Source organism: Paenibacillus sp. FSL K6-2441, assembly GCF_037964765.1.
Taxonomy (GTDB): domain Bacteria; phylum Bacillota; class Bacilli; order Paenibacillales; family Paenibacillaceae; genus Fontibacillus; species Fontibacillus phoenicis.
In genome coordinates, this window is record NZ_CP150174.1 from 4,116,693 (window position 1) to 4,137,391 (window position 20,699).

16 protein-coding genes are annotated in these 20,699 nt (G+C 53.4%); 2 read left to right on the forward strand and 14 right to left on the reverse strand.

Going from position 1 to position 20,699, the window contains the following annotated elements; translation table 11 throughout:
• Positions 1–94 precede the first annotated feature (94 nt).
• The 3 genes from NSQ80_RS19040 to ftsE all read right to left on the reverse strand — a co-directional run bounded on the left by NSQ80_RS19040 (position 95) and on the right by ftsE (position 2,999).
• A complete protein-coding gene (locus NSQ80_RS19040) occupies positions 95–1,312 on the reverse strand; it encodes a M23 family metallopeptidase (RefSeq protein ID WP_260071106.1) in 1,218 nt (405 codons plus the stop codon).
• A 96-nt stretch (positions 1,313–1,408) separates the two neighbouring features.
• Positions 1,409–2,323, reverse strand: coding sequence for a permease-like cell division protein FtsX (gene ftsX / locus NSQ80_RS19045; protein ID WP_260071105.1), 915 nt, complete (start codon positions 2,321–2,323; stop codon positions 1,409–1,411).
• Positions 2,313–2,999: a cell division ATP-binding protein FtsE gene (gene ftsE / locus NSQ80_RS19050; RefSeq protein ID WP_339300389.1), complete on the reverse strand. Its 687-nt coding sequence runs from the start codon at positions 2,997–2,999 to the stop codon at positions 2,313–2,315. The genes ftsX and ftsE overlap by 11 nt, the downstream gene beginning before the upstream one ends.
• Before the next feature lie 231 nt (positions 3,000–3,230).
• On the opposite strand from ftsE, the gene NSQ80_RS19055 reads away from it, so the two are divergent.
• Complete coding sequence (locus tag NSQ80_RS19055; protein WP_339300391.1) at positions 3,231–4,844, forward strand: VanW family protein; 1,614 nt, start codon at positions 3,231–3,233, stop codon at positions 4,842–4,844.
• Positions 4,845–5,103: 259 nt separating this feature from the next.
• Here NSQ80_RS19055 and NSQ80_RS19060 read toward each other — a convergent pair whose 3' ends face one another.
• Positions 5,104–5,769 (reverse strand): DNA-binding response regulator, encoded by a 666-nt coding sequence (locus tag NSQ80_RS19060; protein WP_339300393.1) that lies wholly within the window; start codon positions 5,767–5,769, stop codon positions 5,104–5,106.
• A gap of 369 nt (positions 5,770–6,138) precedes the next feature.
• On the opposite strand from NSQ80_RS19060, the gene NSQ80_RS19065 reads away from it, so the two are divergent.
• Positions 6,139–7,440 (forward strand): MFS transporter, encoded by a 1,302-nt coding sequence (locus tag NSQ80_RS19065; protein ID WP_009225384.1) that lies wholly within the window; start codon positions 6,139–6,141, stop codon positions 7,438–7,440.
• Between the two features lie 90 nt (positions 7,441–7,530).
• Here NSQ80_RS19065 and NSQ80_RS19070 read toward each other — a convergent pair whose 3' ends face one another.
• From NSQ80_RS19070 to argF, 10 genes are all read right to left on the reverse strand, one after another.
• Entirely contained in the window at positions 7,531–8,799 is a 1,269-nt protein-coding gene (locus NSQ80_RS19070; RefSeq protein WP_339300396.1) for an MFS transporter, read from the reverse strand.
• A 98-nt stretch (positions 8,800–8,897) separates the two neighbouring features.
• Positions 8,898–10,448: an MDR family MFS transporter gene (locus NSQ80_RS19075; RefSeq protein ID WP_339300398.1), complete on the reverse strand. Its 1,551-nt coding sequence runs from the start codon at positions 10,446–10,448 to the stop codon at positions 8,898–8,900.
• 1 nt (position 10,449) lies between these two features.
• Positions 10,450–11,196: a hypothetical protein gene (locus NSQ80_RS19080; protein ID WP_339300400.1), complete on the reverse strand. Its 747-nt coding sequence runs from the start codon at positions 11,194–11,196 to the stop codon at positions 10,450–10,452.
• 29 nt (positions 11,197–11,225) lie between these two features.
• The gene (locus NSQ80_RS19085; RefSeq protein WP_339300402.1) at positions 11,226–11,948 is read right to left on the reverse strand and encodes a hypothetical protein; all 723 of its coding nucleotides are present in this window, start codon (positions 11,946–11,948) and stop codon (positions 11,226–11,228) included.
• A complete protein-coding gene (locus NSQ80_RS19090; protein WP_339300404.1) occupies positions 11,948–12,592 on the reverse strand; it encodes a YhbD family protein in 645 nt (214 codons plus the stop codon). Before NSQ80_RS19090 ends, NSQ80_RS19085 begins: the two co-directional genes overlap by 1 nt.
• 240 nt (positions 12,593–12,832) lie before the next feature.
• Complete coding sequence (locus NSQ80_RS19095; RefSeq protein ID WP_339300406.1) at positions 12,833–14,830, reverse strand: methyl-accepting chemotaxis protein; 1,998 nt, start codon at positions 14,828–14,830, stop codon at positions 12,833–12,835.
• 560 nt (positions 14,831–15,390) lie between these two features.
• Positions 15,391–16,638, reverse strand: coding sequence for a transposase (locus tag NSQ80_RS19100; protein WP_198524797.1), 1,248 nt, complete (start codon positions 16,636–16,638; stop codon positions 15,391–15,393).
• Positions 16,639–16,796: 158 nt separating this feature from the next.
• Complete coding sequence (argH, locus tag NSQ80_RS19105) at positions 16,797–18,212, reverse strand: argininosuccinate lyase (RefSeq protein ID WP_339300408.1); 1,416 nt, start codon at positions 18,210–18,212, stop codon at positions 16,797–16,799.
• A 260-nt stretch (positions 18,213–18,472) separates the two neighbouring features.
• Entirely contained in the window at positions 18,473–19,711 is a 1,239-nt protein-coding gene (locus NSQ80_RS19110) for an argininosuccinate synthase (protein WP_009225376.1), read from the reverse strand.
• Between the two features lie 24 nt (positions 19,712–19,735).
• A complete protein-coding gene (gene argF / locus NSQ80_RS19115; RefSeq protein ID WP_260071093.1) occupies positions 19,736–20,698 on the reverse strand; it encodes an ornithine carbamoyltransferase in 963 nt (320 codons plus the stop codon).
• Between the last annotated feature and the right edge of the window lies 1 nt (position 20,699).

The following is a 20,699-nucleotide window of genomic DNA, read 5'->3' on the forward strand; positions in this document are numbered from 1 at the left end:
ATCACTAAACCCCAAAATTGCAATTTAACGGTGAAAACGGACCCTGCCCCAGAGAGGCGGTATCCGTTTTCGCTCGAACACTATAGTTATTTTATTACAAATAAGGCATCGGGTCTACTGGGTTGCCGTTGATCCGGACTTCGAAATGGCAGTGAGGGCCGGTGGAGTTGCCCGTGCTTCCAACTTCGGCAATTTTCTCGCCTTTCTTGACGTGTTGGCCTTTCTCTACCTTAATCCCGCCATTGCGGATATGGCCGTAAAGCGTCCATACGTTGTCACCGTGGTCGATGATTACTGTGTTGCCGTAACCGCTCCACCATTCTGCAACGATGACGACGCCATCCTCCGCCGCATGGATATCCGTCCCTTGGGCAACGGCGAAATCCACACCGGTATGCATTTTCTTCACGCCGGTAATCGGATGGATTCGTGAACCGTATCCAGAGGAGATTCGGGCGCCATCCACCGGCAATCCAAACGAACCGCCGTTGCCCTTAAATCCGCCGGATCCGGAAGAACTCTTCTTATATTTGTATACCTGAGCAGCCTTCAGCTTGTTCTTCTCTTGCTCAAGCGCCGACCGTTTCTTCGCCAACTCAACCAGGAGCGCTTCTTGCTCCTCGCTGATATCTTCGGATTCCTCGATGTCAGCGTTGTATTTCGCGATCAGCTGCTGCTTCTCGATCTCCTTAGCTTCCAGATCGCTCTTACGCGACTCGGCATCCGCATAAAGCTGCTTCACTTTTGCATAATCCTGCTCCAGCTGCTTCTGCTGCTGCACGATCAGTTCCTTGTCCCGTTTATGCTCATCCAGCAGGATATGGTCCTGATTGGCAATCGCCTGCAGGGAGTCCGCCCGCTCAAGAAAATCGGTAAAGCTGGTGGAGGACAGCAGCACGTCCAAATAGGAAACGACGCCATCCGTATACATCAACCGAACGCGGGTGTCGAGCAAGTGGGACCGCTCTTCAATTCTCGCTTGGGTCTCGTCCAATTTTTCCGCAGTTTCGCGCAAATCCTCTTCCGTTTTCTCAATTTCGAGTGAAATTTGCGTTAACTCGTTGCTCACGACCTCAATCTGACTCATTAATTGTTTCAGATAATTGGTATTTTTATTGACGTAATGCTGTGCTTCCTGCTTCTGATTCTCGGCTTTCTCCTGCTGCGCTTTGGCCTGCTTAGCCTGCTCCTGAAGCTGCTTCAGCTCTTTGTCGATCTGGCTGATGGTTTTGGTCTTGGCGAAGCCTTCAGTAGGTTGGAAAATCAAAGCGGCTAATGCGACAACGGTGAGTGTGGTTATCCATTTCTTCAACTTCGTTTCCCCATCCTTCTTAAAAGGTAATTAAAAATTCCGACTTTTGTAGATATAACAATGTATCGGCTCGTTTCCTTCGCTTCCTTAATTCCGTTACACCTTCAAAAACTTCCGAATCGACATCGTACTTCCCCAAATGCCAATCAAAAGTCCTAAGCCGACAAGCAATCCGCCTAGTTCCAGACCGATTTCTTGGAGCGGTACCAGCTGAATGGCCAGCGTCACGTCGGATTTGACCGATGTCACCAGCTCGTTGTAACTAAAGAACAGCACGCCTACGGTGATCAGGGAACCGATCAGACCTATTAAGGCGCCTTCTACGAAGAAAGGCCAACGAATAAAGGTATTCGTCGCGCCAACCAGCTTCATGATGCCAATCTCGCGGCGGCGGGCTAAGATCGTCACCCGGATCGTATTGGAGATAAGGAACATCGCCATCAGGGCAAGGCCAGCCACAAAAGCAAATCCGATATTGCGGATCGCCCGGGTGATTTTGAACAATTTTTCCACCGTACCTTGTCCGTAATTGACTTTATAGATCGGCTTCTCCTCGTATTTATCGTTCAGGGCATTGATTTTGCTGGCTACGTAAGGCACCGTAGTGGGTTCAATCACCTGAACCTCAAACGTGTCAGGAATCGGGTTCGTCGTCTCATCGTACCCTTCCAGCAGGTCCTTGCCTTCCTCGCCGAGCTTCTCCCGGAAATCCTTTAGGCCTTCGGCTTTGGGGATCAGCTTTACTTTGCTGACTTCTTCCATCGAGCCGATCTCGTTATAGATCTGGTCGCGCAGGGCTTCAGACACATCTGAGTTTAGGTAAGCCTTGATCTGTACCTGGCTGTCCGCCTCATCGGCAAACGCATTGACGTTCAGCACAAGCAAGGTGAACACGCCTAAGATCAGCAACGATACGATGATCGAGGTGATGGACGCCACCGACATCCAACCGTTGCGGAACACGCTCTTTGCGCCTTCCCGCAAATGCCGCAAGAAGGTGCTAATAGTCATAACCATATTCCCCTCTCAGCTGGTCTCGCACGATATTGCCGTGTTCAATCGCGATGACGCGTTTGCGCATCGTATTTACAATCTCTTTGTTGTGGGTAGCCATAACGATGGTGGTACCGCGGAAGTTGATTTCGTCCAGCAGCTGCATAATCCCCCAGGAGGTCTCAGGATCGAGGTTCCCCGTGGGCTCGTCCGCAATAATGACGGACGGATTATTGACGATCGCCCGGGCAATCGCCACCCGCTGTTGCTCTCCGCCGGATAGTTGGGAAGGATCGCGATCCGCTTTATTTTTCAGCCCGACCAGGTCGAGCACTTCCATCACGCGTTTCTTGATGATCTTCTTCGGGGCTTCGATCACCTCCAAAGCAAAAGCCACGTTCTCGTAAGCCGTCAGCTTCGGAAGCAGCCGAAAGTCTTGGAAAATCACCCCGATATTTCGGCGCACATAGGGAATTTTGCGAGGTTTTAGCTTGCCAATGTTAAAGCCGTTAACGGAAATCTGCCCCTTAGTGGGCACTTCTTCCCGGTAAATCAGTTTCATGAAAGTCGATTTCCCTGCGCCGGAGGGACCAACCAGATACACGAATTCATTACGGTCGATCTTGACCGAAACGCCTTTAAGGGCGTGGGTACCATTCGGATACGTCTTCCAGACATCCTGCATTTCTATCACTTGATCACGTCCTAAATCTATGATTCCGTTTCTATAGGTGGCCCTATCTTACATTCGACATGTTCCAGCCAAATCCTTTAAAAGTTGAGGAAATTCCTTGAAGTCCGATATTTATTGTAACAAAGATGTTACCACTTGAGTACCCGAAAGTTTCCAGCCGTTTGATCATACATATGGTTGTACAAGGTTCTTTTCTATGAATCTCAAGGGCTTCGCCTAAAGGAGACGGCTATGAAAAAGAAACATTTGGCAGCTATATTACTCTGCGTTGGGCTTCTCGGCGCCGCAAGTTGGGGAGCGCTCGCACTCTATGTCTCGCAGGACACCTTGCCTTCGGGCACGGTCGTGGCCGGATTGGATCTGGGCCGGCGCCAGCGCGATGAAGCTCTGCGGCTCCTTGACCAGGAGATCGCCGCATTAAACCGGAAGCAAGCTGTGTTTACGGTCGACGGCACTACCAAAACCCTAACTTGGGAGCATGCCGGGATTACGTTTGACGCAGAAGCTTTTCATGATGAGGTACAGCGACTGGAAGAAGGCTCCTTATGGGAACGGGGAATGGCGAGAAGAAGTTTTCCTCGGCAGCAGACGCTCAGCATCACCTTCGATCCGAAGAAGCTGCAGACGATGTTTTCCCCGGAGTGGGAAAAGAATCGATTTGGCTCCCCAGTGAACGCCGTGCGAACGATTACGCCACAGGACCAAATTCGTTATTTGCCGGGTACGGCCGTGCAACGCATCGACTGGGAACGCTTATTGGAAATGGTGCCGAAGCAGCTTGGTGAAGAAGTACGTCGTTTGGAAAAGAATTTATGGCATGAACCAACCCCAAACGCATTATCGAAACAGCTTCCTACGTTGCAGTTTACCGTGCCGCTCAAAACTGTAGAGCCCGAAATCACCGTAGAACGGCTCCAAAAAGAAGGCATCCGCCGCAAAATCGTCCAGTTCTCCACAAGCCTGATGTCCAGCGGGGCCGGGCGGGTGCATAACGTGGACGCGGCAGCCCGCAGCATCGACGGGATGGTATTGGCTCCAGACGAAGTTTTCGATTACAACGAAGTGATTGAGTATGCCGAGAAAACGTACGGCTTCCGGGAGGCGCCGGTTATTTTTGGCGGGCGGCTGACCCCTGGGGTTGGAGGCGGGATTTGCCAGGTGTCGAGCACGCTCTACAATGCGGCGGTTCGCGCCGGGCTGACCATCGTGGAGCGGCGCAACCACTCCCTTCCGGTCAAATACTTGCCCAAAGGTCAGGACGCCACGTTCGCCAAAGGCTACATCAATTTCCGCTTCCAAAACACCTCCGGCCACCATCTCCTCATCCGCGCCGAGGTGAAAAACGGTCAACTAACTGTTAAGCTTTTTGGCGATATGCCGGAGAACGTGAGTTACACGCTGGAGTCGCGTACAACCGAAGTCATTTCCCCGCCCAACAAGTATGTGATCAACCGCTCCTTGCCTGCGGGCAGCCAGCAAGTGCTCGTGCGCGGGAAGCAGGGATATGTCGTGGAGACGTACCGCATCAAAAAAGTAGACGGCAAGACGGTCGAACGCACGTTGCTCTCCAAAGACACGTATCCGGCGCAACCTAATGTCATCGCAGTGCGTGAAGTCAAGGCGGGGTCCACCGGGAGCAGCAATGGCGAAGATGCAGGCAGTGGCAATCGCGAGAACAATCGGAGCGGAAATGGCGGCAGCAAAGGTAGCGGCACGGGCGGTTCAGGAACCGGCGGTCAAGTCGGCTCGGGCAGCTCGGGTGGCAACTCCAGCGGCGGCAACTCCTCTGATAGCTTACCTAAGCAGATTTTGGAGGACGGCGTCACCGGGCCGAATTTTCGGTAAGAATCACGGGGAGGCGGCATCGCCCCTCCTCCCTCCCTTCTAACCCCGAGGATAACGGTAAAAATAGGCCTTATTTCGTCAATTTCACGCCGTTTCACTGAAATAAGGGAAAATTGTGGCGTTATTTTACGATATGAAATCTAAACCCGCCCTTATTGCGACGTTTCCTTAAGGATAAGGACATTTTTTACCGTTATTTCCCCGGAAATTGTCTGGGGGAGTCAAATAAGACCACAAAAGGGCGTTATTCCCTCTTGGTCTACAAAAGAAGACGCTCGGCGTCGAGCGAAAGTCGATAAGAACGGATCCGTACGCTGCCGCTGGCCGGCTGGATCCACCGCTTCTCCAACAACTGCCGCAGCCATTTGCGCGCAGTTTTATTTTCCACGCCCATCGTTTGGCAGATATCCGCCGGTGTTAACGGTCTTCCCGCACGAAGAAACTGACGAAGCAGTTCCCTCTCCTGGTAGTTGATCTGCCTCAAATTATCCGCCTCCCCCAACCACCGTCCCATAAACTGCTGCAGAGTTTGCTGACAGTAACGCGGGTTCTCGCTGACATCATCGTAAGTAAATCGCAGCACCTTCCAGCCATCTAGGATCAGGTCGTTTTGCCGGCGGCATTGGTCCGAGAAGCGATCCCGGCTGATCCCGCGCAGATGCGGGCCATATCCGTCGATTTCAATGGCAAGCTTAATTCCGGAACGTAGGTAAGCAAAGTCAAGATAGCGGTATCCGTCTTTAAAATCGGTCACCTCATATTCAGGATGAAGCTGCCGAAAATGCCCGAAAGCGGGCCACCACACTTTTTCGACAAATGCCTTTTCCGCATACCCATGCCCCTCCCTCAATCTTCGTTCTCTCTCCCCTTGCCGGCGTCCCAAATGATCGCTGATCCACTGCGCATAGGTCTCCTGAAATCCCATCCAACCAACCTCCTCCAATGGAAAAATAAAACGCCTTCCGTCGACGGACGAGACAACTACATCGTCCAACAACAAAAGGCGTGTGCTTCACGGCTCTATATTTGTTTTGTGATTTACTCATTATTATACCACATGCTCGCCATATTCTTCCATATACTTCTCCAACTGGAACAGGTGACCAATCACCCAAAATTTGCCGCATGATGTAAACTTGAAGTATACTGGACTGCATCTGAGACCTGCCGCAACGTTCACAATAAATTTACTGCATAAAATATTTCGCGGCGTCTCCAAACTAGGGTATCAAGCTTCGAACTAATCTATCCTTGTTGCCGAAATCGCGATGTAAGAAGGAGGCTTCCTTAATATATGAATAAAACGATCGCATCTGCCTCTACCCCAGCCTTAAATCAGACGCGCAGCGCTTCTGTTTGGCTGCTGGTAACCGCCGTGCTCCTGACCGCCGCCGCCTTGCGGTCGCCCATCACCGGTGTAGGCGCCCTCATTGGCGAAATCGAGGCGGCCACGGGCTTGTCGCACGCGATGTCGGGCATGCTGACGACACTGCCGCTGATCGCCTTCGCGGTGTTTGCGCTGGCTGCACCCGGCTTGTCCGCAAAGCTTGGGATCGAGCGGACGCTGTTCTACAGCATGGTCCTGATGACCGGCGGCATCCTCGTCCGCTCTCTGCCGTCCGTTGCTGCGCTGTTTGCCGGCACCGCGTTGATCGGCATCGCGATCGCGGTCTGTAACGTGCTGCTGCCTGGGTTGATCAAACGCGACTTCCCGCAGCAAGTCGGTTTGATGACCAGCCTGTTCACCACGTGCTTGACTTTCTGGGCGGCGATTTCCTCCGGGATCAGTGTACCGCTGTCCCAAGGTCCACTGGGGTGGCGTGGCGCATTAACCATTTGGGTGGTGTTGACGGCGATCGCCAGCTTGGTCTGGCTGCCGCTGTTGCCAAAACGCACCGAAGCTGGCCAGAACCTGAACAAAGCAACCGTTGCGGGCCGCTCCGCCACCCCGGAGGGTGAAGTAACCAACACTACGGCACGCCCGCAGTCCGATCTGAGCCAAGCTTCCGGCCCGCGCCTTCGTATTTGGCGTTCACGGGTTGCCTGGCTGGTGACGATGTTTATGGGCTTCCAGTCGATCCTGTTTTACGTCAGCATTTCGTGGCTGCCGGACATTCTGCAGGAGCGCGGGATGAGCGCCGAACAAGCCGGCTGGATGTTATCAATGATGCAGTTGATCAGTATGGCCGGCTCGTTCCTGATGCCGCTGTACGCCGCGCGGTCGGACAGCCAGAAGTGGATGACTGCCGCCACTGCCGCGTTATGCGTAATTGGCTTCGGCGGCATCTGGGCCGGATCGGTCGCGCTGGCCCCACTCTTCATCCTCTTACTTGGGATTGGTGCCGGCTCCACCTTTGGCCTAGCCATCGTTTTCTTCTCGCTGCGCTCACGCACGACGGAGCAAGCCAACGCCCTGTCGGGCATGGCGCAATCCATCGGTTACATATTGGCCGCGTTTGGGCCAACGCTGTTTGGCTATCTCCACGATCTCAGCGGCAACTGGGACACCCCGCTTGCCGTGATCACGGGCGTGTCGATGTTAACCGCCCTCTTTGGCTACGCCGCCGGGCGCAAGGGATATGTCGACGCACGATAAAAACAGCCCCAAGCCCCGCAACGCAAAAAAGCTGTCCCCGAGGACCTCTCATAGGCCCCATGGGGACAGCTTTTTGCTTTACTGCCAACCTCAGCTCGTTGGCTGTCCTTCCAGCTGCGGCTGCGGCTGCGCCGCCGGCTTGTGCTTGAAGATCGGCACCAGGATCATCGCGCCTAGCAGCATGATGATGCCGGATACGGCGTAAATGCTGACGAGCGGAAAGAACTTTTTCAACACGCCGGACACCGACATCATGATGACCATCATGCCCATGAACATCGGGCTGAGTACACCATTGACGCGACCGACATAGGATTGCTCCGTCCATTGCAGGATCATCGTGTTGATCCCGATTTGGATGCAAGGGAACGTCAAGCCGTTCAGGAACTGCAACGCCAACGTCAACGGAACGCTGGTCGACAGCCCCATCCCCACGATACAGACGGCGCTGACCGCCATCCCGAAGGCTAGGAGCATTTGGGGCGGGATCTTTTTAGCTAAGCCCATAATCACACCGCCGCCAATCAGCATCGCAACCCCGTTCACCGCCAGCAAAAATTGCAGGAATTCCTTAGGCTGACCCAAACGTTCAGTGACGACAAACAATCCCAGAGTTTGGATAATCCCGACCGAGAAGCCGGCGATGGCAAACGTGGCGCCCAGTACCTTCAGTACAGGACTCCGCCATACATAGCGGAAGCCATCCGCCAGTTCCTTGCGGATATTCGAGGTTTTCTCTTGTTTTTCCTCTAGCTCTACGTCCGCCGGAAGCCGGAATAGCACCAAAGCAGAGATCAGGAAAGCCACGCCCATCACGCCAATCGAGATGTAAATCCCAAATTGGTGATAGGAGTAAATCCCCAGCGAAGGCCCAATCACCATGAAAATAGCGACCAACGACTGGAACAACGCCATCCCTTGTTGCACTTTATCCGGATGGACATGCTGCTTGAACAGCTTCATGACCGACGGTTGCGAGAACTGCGACAGAATCGCCGAGATAAAGGTCGCAAAATAGACCGTTTCCCACGAACCGTACAGCAACGTCAGCAGCACGGCGAAGACCGAGACGGCGGACAGGAAGTCGCACCAGATCATCGTCCGCTTCGGCTTCCATCGATCCGCAAACGCCCCACCGATGAAGGAGAACACGAAGATCGGGGCAAACTCTACGACGGAAATGAGCGAGATCGCAAGCGGATCGTTATTGGTCTGGTCTGTGACGAACATCAGAATCGCAAAATTGCGGACCCAGATTCCAATCTGCAAGAACAGGTTAGAGATCAGGATTGTCTGGTAGAACCGATTCCGGAACAAGCTCCCGAAACCAGGCAAAGCCTGTGACTCGTTACTTTTCACGTAAACACCTCATTATTGCTCAGGATAAACTATAGATTATCCATATCAACTGTAGGGATGTCAATTGTTTCTTTGATTCCCTTGAATCTGGATATATCTCACTCCGAAACCACCGGCTTCGTTTCATTTCGACCCGCCGCATTAGGCCCAAACCCGCTCATTTTGGCATGGCCCATAAAACATACCGTGATCAAAGCCAGTACAGCTGGCACCAGCGTCCACCAAAACATCGTGGTAATCGACTTCGACAGATCCGTTACAATCTGCTCCAGAACCGGTGCCGGAATGGCTTTACGTGCTTCCGAAGCCAGGAGCGTCCGCGGATCATCCAGGGATGGAAGCCCTTCGGCTCCGCCGCCCATGCGGGATAACGATTCGTTTAACCGGTTCGCAAACAGGTTCCGCTGCACGATCCCAAAGATGGTGATCCCCACTGTCATCCCCAGCGAGCGAATGAACGACATCGTCGAGCTGGCAGCTCCCCGCTGTGAAGGTCCAAAATCTTGAATGGCCGACATTCCCAATACAGAGAAGGAGAACCCCACGCCAAAGCCTGCGATGGCCATATAAATCGACAGCATCAACTTGGTCGTGTCTGGCGCAATGGTAGCCAGCAAAGCGATCCCCAAGATAAAAATAACCGCCGATAAGATCATCACATTACGGAAGCTGGTACGCTGCACGAGAAAGCCCCCGACTTGCGAGGCAACTACAGAGCTCAGCGTCATCGGCAACAGGATCAAGCCCGAATTGGTAGCTGTACCGCCCGTGACTCCTTGCACGAACAACGGAATATACACCGAAGCTGCGATAAATGCAGCACCGTAAAACAACCCGGCGAGATTGCTGCTGGCAAACAACCGCTTCCGGAACATTGCGAAGGAAACGATCGGCTCCTCTGCTTTACGTTCCACCAGCAGGAAAATCGTGAACAAGACGGCAAATGCCGCGAACAGTCCAAGAATCTGCCCAGAGTCCCAGGCGTACAGCTGCCCGCCCAGTTCCAACGCAAACATCAGGGCAACCACCGCACCAATCAAGGTCACTGCACCCCACCAATCGATGCGTTGCTTGGAGTGAACGGCCGATTCTCGGTAAAAAGCCAGAATCAAGAACAAGGCGAGAATGCCAATCGGGATATTGATGTAAAAATTCCAGCGCCAGTTCAGATGGTCGGTAATAAATGCCCCAAGCAGCGGACCGGCCAGGCTGGAGATCCCAAATACTGCGCCAAACAAACCGCCCATGGCGCCGCGTTTCTCCACCGGGAACACATCAAACACGATGGCAAAAGCGATTGGCATCAGCGCTCCGCCCCCGATCCCCTGGATCGCTCGGTAGATGCTAAGCTGCACGATGGTGTCAGCCGTACCACAGAGAATAGACCCTAACAAGAACAATGCTATGCCAAAAACAAAGAAACGTTTCCGTCCATACATATCGGACAGCTTGCCGAAGATCGGCATCGCCGCCATTTCCGCGACCATGTATGCGGAGGTCACCCATACGTATTTATCCAGTCCGCCGAGCTCGGACACGATCGTGGCCATTGCCGTAGACACGATCGTATTGTCCATGGCGGACATTAATATTCCGAGCAGTAGACCGGCAACCACGAAGCCGAGACGGCTGCTTTTTTGTGTGTTCATCTTATTCATTCCTCCAAACGTTCAAGTGCTCCCCCACCTCGCTGTGCGGGTCTTGATGATAGTGCTTTGTATATTCCACGAGTCGGATCCGACAGCCCGGACCAATATGGACATCCCCGCCGCGCACGACATCGGCTACGGTATTTTCCAGGCGAATGACATCCCCTTCAATCACCCTTGCCTGCAACGCCGGTGTGCCCCAAGGCTTAAACAGCGATACCCACTTCCAGGTCGGGTGCGGGGCGATGCGGATTTGCCCGCCGACGATTTCTCCCGCTTCGCTGCGGCCAAACATCCCAATCTCCACCCGCTCGGCATTGATCGTGCCTTGGGTTTGTAGTGCCCCCTTAAGTCGCAACCGTTCGGCCTGACAGTCACCATTCAACTCGCAGCTTCCAAACAGCCCGATCTCCTCTCCTGCGATGCCGCCATCGATGCGGATTTCTCCATTCAGCTTGGCTTTGCCGGCTTGAAGGCTGCCCCGGACGTTAAGGGTGCCGGTGAGGTTCAGCTCTTCTCCGCGCATCGGTCCGGTGACTGCAATCGTACCTGTCGCCTTGACGGTCTCGGCACGCAAGCCTCCATCAACCTCCAGCGTCCCCGTGCAACTTAAGCTGCGACAATCTACATCTCCGTTGATTTCGCCTTCGCCGACAATTTTGACTTTATTAAAAAACCCGCCGTTTGACGTCCCGTTGCCGACGATTTTCAAATCGGCGCTGCGGTCTTGCATGACTTGTTCAGCCATCCCCAATCCCTCCTTCGTGATCCTTCGTTTTATTTCTGTTCCGCGTGCCCGACCGAAGCCTGCGGCGAAACCTCATAGTGTTCCTTATACTCCACGCGGCCAATCTCGCAGTCCGGTCCAATCACTACCGAGTTGCCGCGTACCACTTCGGCTTTCGTCCCCTCTAACCGTATGTCATCGCCCTCGATCACATCGGCCGTTAACCGGGAAGCCCACAGCGGGGAGATATAGTCCAGCAGTCGTTTGCCTTTGCGTTGGCGGACTACGATCTGTTCCCCGCCGATTTCCTTCGCATGGCAAGGGCCTTCCAAATCAATCTTCAGCTTTCCCGCATTCAGCATCCCGCCAACCTGAATTTGGCCGTATACCTCCGCGGTTTCAAATTCGGCATTGCCTTCCAGCTTTAATGCGCCGTCCACCTTGGCCGTTTCTCCGATCACAGAGCCCCTGGCTTGGAGCATCCCCCGGACATGCAGCGAGTTACATCGTACATCGTTGCCGACTTTAAACATCCCATCCAACTCGAATTTGCCGCCCTGCAGCAACCCATCCGAGGAACCGGTGCCGTTGAGGCTGAATTCGTCCGCATGGATCGTTCCTTTGATTTTCAGCGTTCCATTGGCAGTAAGCGCCTCGCACGTAATGTCTCCGTTCAGCCTAGCAATGCCCTCGGCTTGGATTTCACGGTACGCGCCGCCGGATGCCTGACCTACGCCGTTAATTTTCAAATCCTTAACGCTTCGTTCTGCCATTATCCTTCACTCCCGCTCACTAAAAGTTTTAATTCCTCTGTACAGCGCGCCAGCGATAACCGAACGATCGTCCGGACACTGCGGTCTACATAGATGTCTCCATCCCCCGGCACCAGGATAAAAGCGGCTACCCCCATTTTGCGGATGAGATGCACGCCGCATTCCTGCCCGGCCAAGCCCGGTAAATGATCCTCGAGCGCCTGAACTAATAAACGCCCTTCCTCCAGGGAAATATCCCCGCTTTGCAGCAGCTTGTCGAGCACGTAGACGATCAACATCTGATCGAAGCCAAAGTTCGGCTGCGCCTCTTTCTTCTCTGTGGTCTCCATATATAAGTTCAATGATGTTGATGTAACAATGTTTCGTTCCAAAAGTTCGCCTGCGCTTAAACGGATATCCTTCGGACTCCCCGAGAAGACGTCCGCCAGAGCATCCAGCGATAAATCATCCTTCATGCCCAGAATGCGGTCAATGCGCTGCAGGATTTTTTCCCTTGGAAAATACGTTTCCTGCCCGGTAAAAGACGATTTGCGGATAAACCACTGCTCCGGGATCAGGTTCTTGCGCTTCCAGCGATACAACTGTCCATATGAAATGCCCGTCAGATCCAGCAATTCCTTCTTGGAAATCAAATCCTCACTCATTGTCATGCTCCTTTCATTGCACAAACAGCGTAACATAACATTGTTACGTTGTAAAGCGGGCGTGAATGGAGATCGATCCAAGTCGTTGCTGCTATTCATCTTAATCGACCCTCGGATCTTCTCCATCCGTCTCGGGGCGGATTTATGCGCCCGGCCCGGGGTGGAAATCCGGCAAAAAATGCCCCTTCGCCACGAACTGTGACTAGGGGCATGAACTGCATTGATTCGATGTTTATCCCTTTAGAGCTTAAACCGGTCGATCTGAGCATGCATATCCGCTGCCATTCGAGCCAAGCCTTCCGATGCGGAAGAGATCTCCTCCATCGACGCCAGCTGTTCCTGGGTTGCGGCCGTCACCTCTTGCAAGCCCTCCATGCTGCTGGCCGAGGTCGCCGCGATTTGTTCGACCGCGTGAGCGATTTGATCGGCACTCGCTGACATTTGTTGCGTAATGGCCGACACTTCGTGAATTTGCTCCGAAATCCGCTGCGTCGACCGCTCGATCGCTTGGAAAGCCGTTTGCGCTTCCTCTGTCACGGCTCTTCCTCGCTCGACATTCGTATTCACCTTATGATTCATCACTTCATAGGCTTTGCTCGTAAGTTCGGTCATCTGCCCGATGGTCCGTTGAATCAATTCCGCCGTCGCTCCGGACTGCTCCGCCAATTTACGCACTTCGCCCGCTACCACGGCGAAGCCGCGTCCTTCCTCGCCGGCACGCGCCGCTTCGATCGCTGCATTTAGCGCCAGCAGATTGGTTTGGTTGGCAATCTCCGTAATCGCGCTGCTCATTCCGGCAACCTGTCCGCTGAGCTCATTCATCTGCTGCAGAATCTCCGCCGATTCCAGCGTTGACCGGCGAATCTCTTCCATTTGCAATCCGACGAGGTTCACCTTCCCGCTGCCCTCCCGGACATCCTCTACCGTTTGCAACGACGACTCAACGATGAGACCGGACGCGTCCGCGATTTTCCGGATGCCTTGGGACATTTCATCCATCGTCTTGGCGCTTTCTAACGAAGCAGCGGCTTGTTTCTCGGCATGATTCGAGGCGTCCGACACCAGCTGGGCGACATGCTCAACCGCCTTGGCATTCTGCTCAGTTCCCGCATTTAATTCTTCGCTGGAGGCGGCCAGCTGGCTGGCCGTTTCAGACATCTCCCGTACCATTTCCCGCAGAGAGGCCAACATGCCGTTGTAGTTCGCGGTCAGCTCACCGATCTCGTCCTTACGCTTCGTGGCTACATCCTCGTTCAAGTAACCTTCACTCACCCGTTTGGCCGAGCGGTTAAGCCGCTCGATCGGGCGCGTGATGCTCAAGATCACGAGGATGAGCAGGATGCCCGCAACGATCATTGAGACAGCCAGGACAATGAGGGAAGTCCACATGACTGGCTTTGAGGCGTCGCGGAATTCCTGCACATCCAGAACCCCAACGATTTTAAACCCGGTCAGTGGGTTGGTCGTAAAAAACGCGCTTTCTTCCTTCCCGGTTTCTGGATCGGTATACGTCAAATAGCCCGATTCCGCCTCATGGATTTTCGCCAGATGTTCACCTGAAGCCTCTTCACCAACCGTTTTGGTCGGATGCGAGACGAACTTGTTCGAACGGTCCAAGATATAAATATACCCGCGTTCCCCCAAGTGAATGCTGCTGACGTCCGCATTCAGTTTTGCCAAGTCCAGGGCGACCGTGATCGCTCCTCGATGGTCTTTTAACGCGCGGCTGATATAAAGATTAAAATTGCCGGTCGTCGCCGATACAAATGGATCGATGATTACGGTTTCCTCCGGGTTTTCCATGGAGGTGATATACCAATCCCGTTTGCGCGGGTCATAGTCCTGTTTGCCAGGATCGGGGGCTTTCATCCACGCTCCGTTCTGATTGCCAACCACCAGATTCTCTAGCTCTGGATGTTTTTCTACGAAGAGGTCAATGAGTTTCCGCAGCTCCGGAGATTTGGCATCCACCTGGGCGGAATCGATTTGCTGCACCAGCTGCTCCACGTTGCGAACCTCTGCCTCCACGATATGGTTAATCGTATCATTCAACAGATTTACGCTCGATCGGGTGTTGTCATCCATTTGTTCATGTAACTGTTCGCTGGCGCGGGTATAGCTGGAGTAAGAGGTCGCCAGATTAGGGACCGCCAGCAGTACGGCAAAAATGATGAGCATCCGGTTGCGTAAGGTACGGACCTCCAGTAGTTGTCGAATCTGCATCCATCTTTTTTTCATCGTCGTTCTTCTCCTTTTATTTTGTAATGGGCATCCTGTGCTTCTTGTTGTCTGCCAAGGGTTGATCAACTACAAAACCGCGCCAATGTTGCTTCAGTCTGAGTCAATGCACCAAAATAAAAGGCTTGGCAAGATAAGTTATTACTATATTTCGACAAAAACCGACGAATCCTTTAGTGTTTTCTGAAATTTTCATGTAATTTCCATAAAATTCAAAATGTACAGAAGGCGCCCTCTCGAGGGCGTCGAAGCAAGGTAAATAAGAAAAACGCCTGGCGGCGTCCTTTTAAGTTCGTTCAACTGAGTTCATACGTGTAAAATGGCCGGGTGTGGGAGAAAAACTTATACCCGGCTATTTTCTTACATCGCTAATCCTGTACTCGTAACCATGAATTCCCTCGTAATATTCCGGGTACATGCCTCCTCCACATTCTTCGCAGCTGAATTGCGGAGGTACGGTTGGATCTCCATCATCCATCGCATCGAAATTCCGAACGACATTCAGCGGAATCTCTTCTGTTGTATGACATTGAAGACAGATGTAGGTTACTTTCGCTTTGCTATGCAGCCCGCTTTGCGGCTTTTTCTTTTTCTTCGCTACCTTTCGTTTCTTTGACACCGGCGACATCCCGAATCATCCTCTCCAGACATGCCTTTGAGGTGGAGCACACCGCGTACTTCACCTTCAACTTCCCATCCTCAAGGCAGGCTTCTCCCTTGTATTCGTAATAACTTTCGCATTTTGGGCAACATGGCGGCTTCCCCGTCTGCTCCTTGATCCGTTCACTCCACGTTCTGCGTTTTAATATCCGCTTTGCCTTGACAATCCATCTTCTCGCGGCTTTTTGCCACTCACTGACTAACTTCTTGCACAGGCTCTTGATCCGCCGCGAATAAACCCCGTAGTAACGGATCGTTTTGAAGTTTTCATCCGGAATATGCCGCACAAGTCTACCCATAAATTCTTCTACCGAAATCGTCTCGGTCTTCTCTTCCCCGTCATTCTTATCCCGGTAACGAAATGTCACCTTTTCTCCGTCATACGCTTCGATCCGGCTAACCGCTATCGCTGGTCTTCTCATGTATCGCCCGATATACCCGAGTTGCTGCTTGACGTTCCCTTTCTGTTTCGGAGCATGCACATAAAAGCCTTCTCCGTTCTCGCAGTAAGCTTTTTGCAAACGGGACTGCACTTGCTTTTTCTCTTGTTCACTTAACTTTCGACGAATCAGCTTCAAAACAACCGTCTGCCATTGCTTACGCAGCATCTCGAACGGAATAAAATCGTATGTTTTCCACTCGCCGGTCTTCTTCATTCCTCCCATCGTTACAAGCATATGTACATGAGGATTGAAGTTAAGCCGTGCCCCAAACGTATGCAACCCGGCTACGATTCCGGGAGTTACCTTATGTTTCTTCTCAAAATGTTCTTTGACTAAGCGTACCGCTTCATCCATAAATTCTTTGAGTAATTTTGCCCGATGGAGCAGAAAGATTTCCCGTAATCCTTCGTCGATCGTGAAGACGACATGGCGGTGGTTGACTTGGAATACATCTTGTTCCAGGAGACGTGCCCATTCCTCTGTTTCTCCGCATGAACAGGTCGTACAGAATCTTCCTTTACAACGATACGGAACGAGCCGTAGGTCATGACATCCTTCACATACCATCAGCTTAAAACCGTTTCTGGGATCCCCGCATCGACGGAACTTCTCTACTTCTTTCCGCACATTGGCACGCAGCTTGCCACCATGTTTTGCCACAAACCGATCCCAGTGCCCTCGCTCATCAAAGAAGATTCGTTTCAAAATGTTCGTCTCCATATCCTAACCTTACCAAAAACAGAAATAAGGCGGAAGACCTGCTTCCACCCCAAAATTTATAAATTCTATAATGTTAAAAAAAACAGCCGTTCGTCTATCGACGAAGGCTGTCTCCGAGCTCTGCCTGCGAATTGGCTAATCGCTTATTTACTTTTTTCCAGATACTCTTGCGTCCATTGGCGGCCCGCTTCCAGCTTGCTCTCTGCACGTTCGATGGCAGCCGTCACTTGAGCAGTAGCTGTCCCGCCGTATACGTTACGAGCATTTACCACCGTCTCCGGCTGGAGCACGTCATAAATGGTATCGTCAAACAATTGCGAAAACTGCTTGAACTCGTCTAACGTCAGATCCAGCAGGTATTTGCCATTTTGGATGCAGTATAGGACGGTTTTGCCGATAACTTCGTGCGCCTGACGGAACGGCAGACCCTTGCTTGCCAGGAAGTCGGCAATGTCGGTGGCGTTGGAGAAGTCCTGGTTGACCGCTTCGCGCATCCGCTCCTTGTTCACCTTCATCGTGGCGATCATCGGCGCGAACAGCTGCAGCGCTCCTTGCAGCGTGGCGACGGTGTCGAACATGCCTTCCTTGTCCTCCTGCATGTCCTTGTTGTACGCCAGCGGCAGTGACTTCAGCACGGTTAACAGGCCCATCAGGTTGCCGTAGACCCGGCCCGTTTTGCCGCGAACCAGCTCCGGCACGTCCGGATTTTTCTTCTGCGGCATAATGCTGCTGCCGGTGCAGAACGCGTCATCCAGCTCGATGAAGCGGAATTCGGTGCTGCTCCACAGCACGAGCTCTTCGCTGAGACGCGAGAGGTGCATCATCAGGATGGAGGCGTTCGCGAGAAACTCGACGATAAAGTCTCGGTCGCTCACGGCATCCAGACTGTTTTCATACACCCCGTCAAAATGCAGCTGCTCGGCTACAAAATGGCGGTCGATCGGGAACGTCGTGCCGGCCAGCGCCCCCGCGCCCAGCGGCAGCACATTGATCCGCTTGTAGCTGTCCTGCAGGCGCTCGATATCGCGTTGGAACATCGACACGTACGCCAGCAAATGATGGGCGAACAGGATCGGCTGCGCCCGCTGCAGATGGGTGTAGCCCGGCACAATCGTGTCGAGGTTCGCTTTGGCTTGTCCCAGCAGCGCCTCCTGCAGTTCCTGCAACAGGCCCACGAATTCGACCACCCGCTTGCGCAGGTAAAGGTGCATGTCCGTCGCTACCTGGTCGTTGCGGCTGCGCCCGGTGTGCAGCTTCCCGCCAACCGGCCCCACCTCGTCGATCAGTTGCTTCTCAATGTTCATATGGATGTCTTCGTCCGACACGGAGTATTCCATCTCGCCGCGGCGGATCTTCAGCAGGACCTGATGCAGACCTTCCTTGATCTTCTCGACATCCTCTTCCGGCAAGATCCCGCATTTGCCCAGCATGGTGACATGCGCGAGACTTCCTTGCACATCCTCTTCCGCCAACGCTTTATCAAACCCGATGGAGGCGGTATACTCCTCAACTAAACGGTTGGTCTGCTTCGTAAAGCGGCCACCCCACAGCTTGCTCACCTGACCCACTCCTTAACTCGAAACTTGATTGCTATTTCCAATCAATTCAGAACAGAAACAGAAGGAAATGTATTCGAAATTTCGACTACATTTCCTCGCGAACCATCGAAATTGCAAATTCTATTCGAAAAATCATACACATTCCCGCCTCATCCCCGCAAAATGCTCAATTATATACGAAATTTCATACACATTGGGTTCGAATCGCTGAAAATCGGCGAATTGTACTCGATTTTTCGAATAGATTTTGGGTACACCCTTTACTTGCCGCTGTTTTGCGCCACACCCGCGCCGACTTTCAGCCGCAGCGCGTTCAGATGGATGAAGCCGGTCGCGTCACCTTGATCGTACGCCTGTGTTGGATCGGCTTCCATCGTAGCGATGTCTGGGTTGTACAAGCTGACCGGACTTTTCACGCCGGCAGCGATGATGTTACCTTTGTACAGCTTCACGCGCACCGTCCCCGTCACATTCTTCTGGCTCTCGGTCACCAGCGCTTGCAGCGCCAACCGTTCCGGCGCAAACCAGAAGCCGTTGTAAACGAGCGTGCTGTAACGGGTGATCAGGCTGTCGCGCAGGTTCATGACCTCGCGGTCCATCGTCAGCGACTCCATTTTGCGATGAGCCGTGAACAGGATGGTTCCGCCCGGCGTCTCGTATACCCCGCGGCTCTTCATGCCGACAAAGCGGTTCTCGACCATGTCGACGCGGCCGATGCCATGTTTGCCGCCCAGCTCATTCAGCTTCTCCATCACCCCGAGCGGACTTAACCGTTCGCCGTTCAGCGCCACGCAGTTGCCTTGCTCGAACTCCAGCTCCAGATACTCCGGTTGATCCGGGGCATCTTCCGGCGAAACGCTAAGCAGGTACATGTCTTTGTTTTCCGGTGCAGATGCGTCGAACCACGGATCCTCCAACACGCCGCTCTCATAGCTGATATGCAGCAGGTTGCGGTCCATCGAATACGGCTTGGCTGCCGAGGCCGTTACTGGAATGCCGTTTGCTTCCGCATACGCGATCATTTCGGCGCGTCCCGGGAAGCGATCGCGGAACTCGCTCAGCCGCCAAGGGGCAATCACGCGAATTTCCGGCGCCAACGCCGCTGCTGCCAGCTCAAAGCGCACTTGGTCGTTGCCTTTGCCGGTGGCGCCGTGAGCGATCGCCGTTGCGCCTTCCGCGCGGGCGATTTCCACCATGCGCTTGGCGATCAGCGGACGGGCGATGCTGGTGCCCAGCAGATATTGCCCCTCATACAAAGCGCCCGCCTGGAACATCGGATAGATGAAGTCCTTAGCGAATTCGTCGCGCAGATCATCGATGTATACTTTGGAAGCTCCCGTTGCCAAAGCCTTCGCTTCAAGCCCGTCCAGCTCTTCCTTCTGGCCGATGTCGGCCGTAAACGCGATAATTTCCGCATCGTATGTTTCTTTTAACCACTTTAGAATGACCGACGTATCCAGGCCCCCGGAGTATGCCAGTACGATTTTTTCCTTTGCCATGATTCCTAGTCCTCCCGAAAAAAATTATCCCATCAATGCGGCCATCAGCGCCTTTTGCGCATGCAACCGATTCTCGGCCTGATCAAAAATAATCGAATGCGGCCCGTCGATCACGCCTTCGCTTACTTCCTCGCCCCGATGGGCCGGCAGGCAATGCATAAAGACGTAATCCGGCTTCGCATACCGCGCCAGCTGCTCGTCGACCTGGTAATTGCGGAAGGCCGCTTCGCGGATCTTCTGCTCTTCCTCGAAGCCCATGCTCGCCCACACGTCGGTGTAAATGGCGTCCGCCTCTTGCACCGCCGCCTTCGGATCGCGCACCACCTCGATGACTGCGCCCGTCGCTTTGGCGATTTCCTGCGCATCCGCAACGATCTGTGGATCCGGTTCATACCCTTCCGGGCTGGCCACGGACACGTGGACACCTAGCTTCGCCCCGCCGATCATCAGCGAGTGCGCCATGTTGTTGCCGTCGCCCACGTAAGCCAGCTTCAAGCCCTGCAGCTTGCCCTTATGCTCATACAGCGTCTGATAGTCAGCCAGCACCTGGCACGGATGGGCCAAGTCGCTAAGTCCATTAATGACCGGTACGGTAGCATAGCGGGCCAGATCAGCCACCTTATCATGACCGAAGGTCCGAATCATGATCCCGTCCAGGTAGCGCGACATGACCCCCGCCGTATCGGCGATCGTTTCGCCGCGTCCAAGTTGGATGTCGTTTTTGCTGAGAAACAGCGCATGACCTCCCAACTGATACGTCCCCACTTCAAAAGACACCCGTGTCCGCGTTGACGATTTTTCAAAAATCAGCCCGACGGTTTTTCCCAGCAGCGGTTGGTACACCTCGCCGTTCTTCTGCTTGCGCTTGAGCTCAATCGCCAAATCGATCAAATAGTGGATCTCGTCGGTTGAATAATCCGTCAGCTCGATAAAATCGCGGCCGCTTAAATTCATGCTGCTGCGTTTCGATGGTTCCAGCAAAGTCATT

Coding starts and splice junctions, on each gene's coding strand:
- NSQ80_RS19090 (WP_339300404.1), bottom strand. CDS start 12,592: ATGAGTGAGGATTTGATTTCCAAGAAGGAATTGCTGGATCTGACGGGC.
- NSQ80_RS19095 (WP_339300406.1), bottom strand. CDS start 14,830: ATGAAAAAAAGATGGATGCAGATTCGACAACTACTGGAGGTCCGTACC.
- NSQ80_RS19055 (WP_339300391.1), top strand. CDS start 3,231: ATGAAAAAGAAACATTTGGCAGCTATATTACTCTGCGTTGGGCTTCTC.
- NSQ80_RS19085 (WP_339300402.1), bottom strand. CDS start 11,948: ATGGCAGAACGAAGCGTTAAGGATTTGAAAATTAACGGCGTAGGTCAG.
- argF (WP_260071093.1), bottom strand. CDS start 20,698: ATGACTTTGCTGGAACCATCGAAACGCAGCAGCATGAATTTAAGCGGC.
- NSQ80_RS19060 (WP_339300393.1), bottom strand. CDS start 5,769: ATGGGATTTCAGGAGACCTATGCGCAGTGGATCAGCGATCATTTGGGA.
- NSQ80_RS19075 (WP_339300398.1), bottom strand. CDS start 10,448: ATGAACACACAAAAAAGCAGCCGTCTCGGCTTCGTGGTTGCCGGTCTA.
- NSQ80_RS19080 (WP_339300400.1), bottom strand. CDS start 11,196: ATGGCTGAACAAGTCATGCAAGACCGCAGCGCCGATTTGAAAATCGTC.
- NSQ80_RS19065 (WP_009225384.1), top strand. CDS start 6,139: ATGAATAAAACGATCGCATCTGCCTCTACCCCAGCCTTAAATCAGACG.
- ftsX (WP_260071105.1), bottom strand. CDS start 2,323: ATGACTATTAGCACCTTCTTGCGGCATTTGCGGGAAGGCGCAAAGAGC.
- NSQ80_RS19110 (WP_009225376.1), bottom strand. CDS start 19,711: ATGGCAAAGGAAAAAATCGTACTGGCATACTCCGGGGGCCTGGATACG.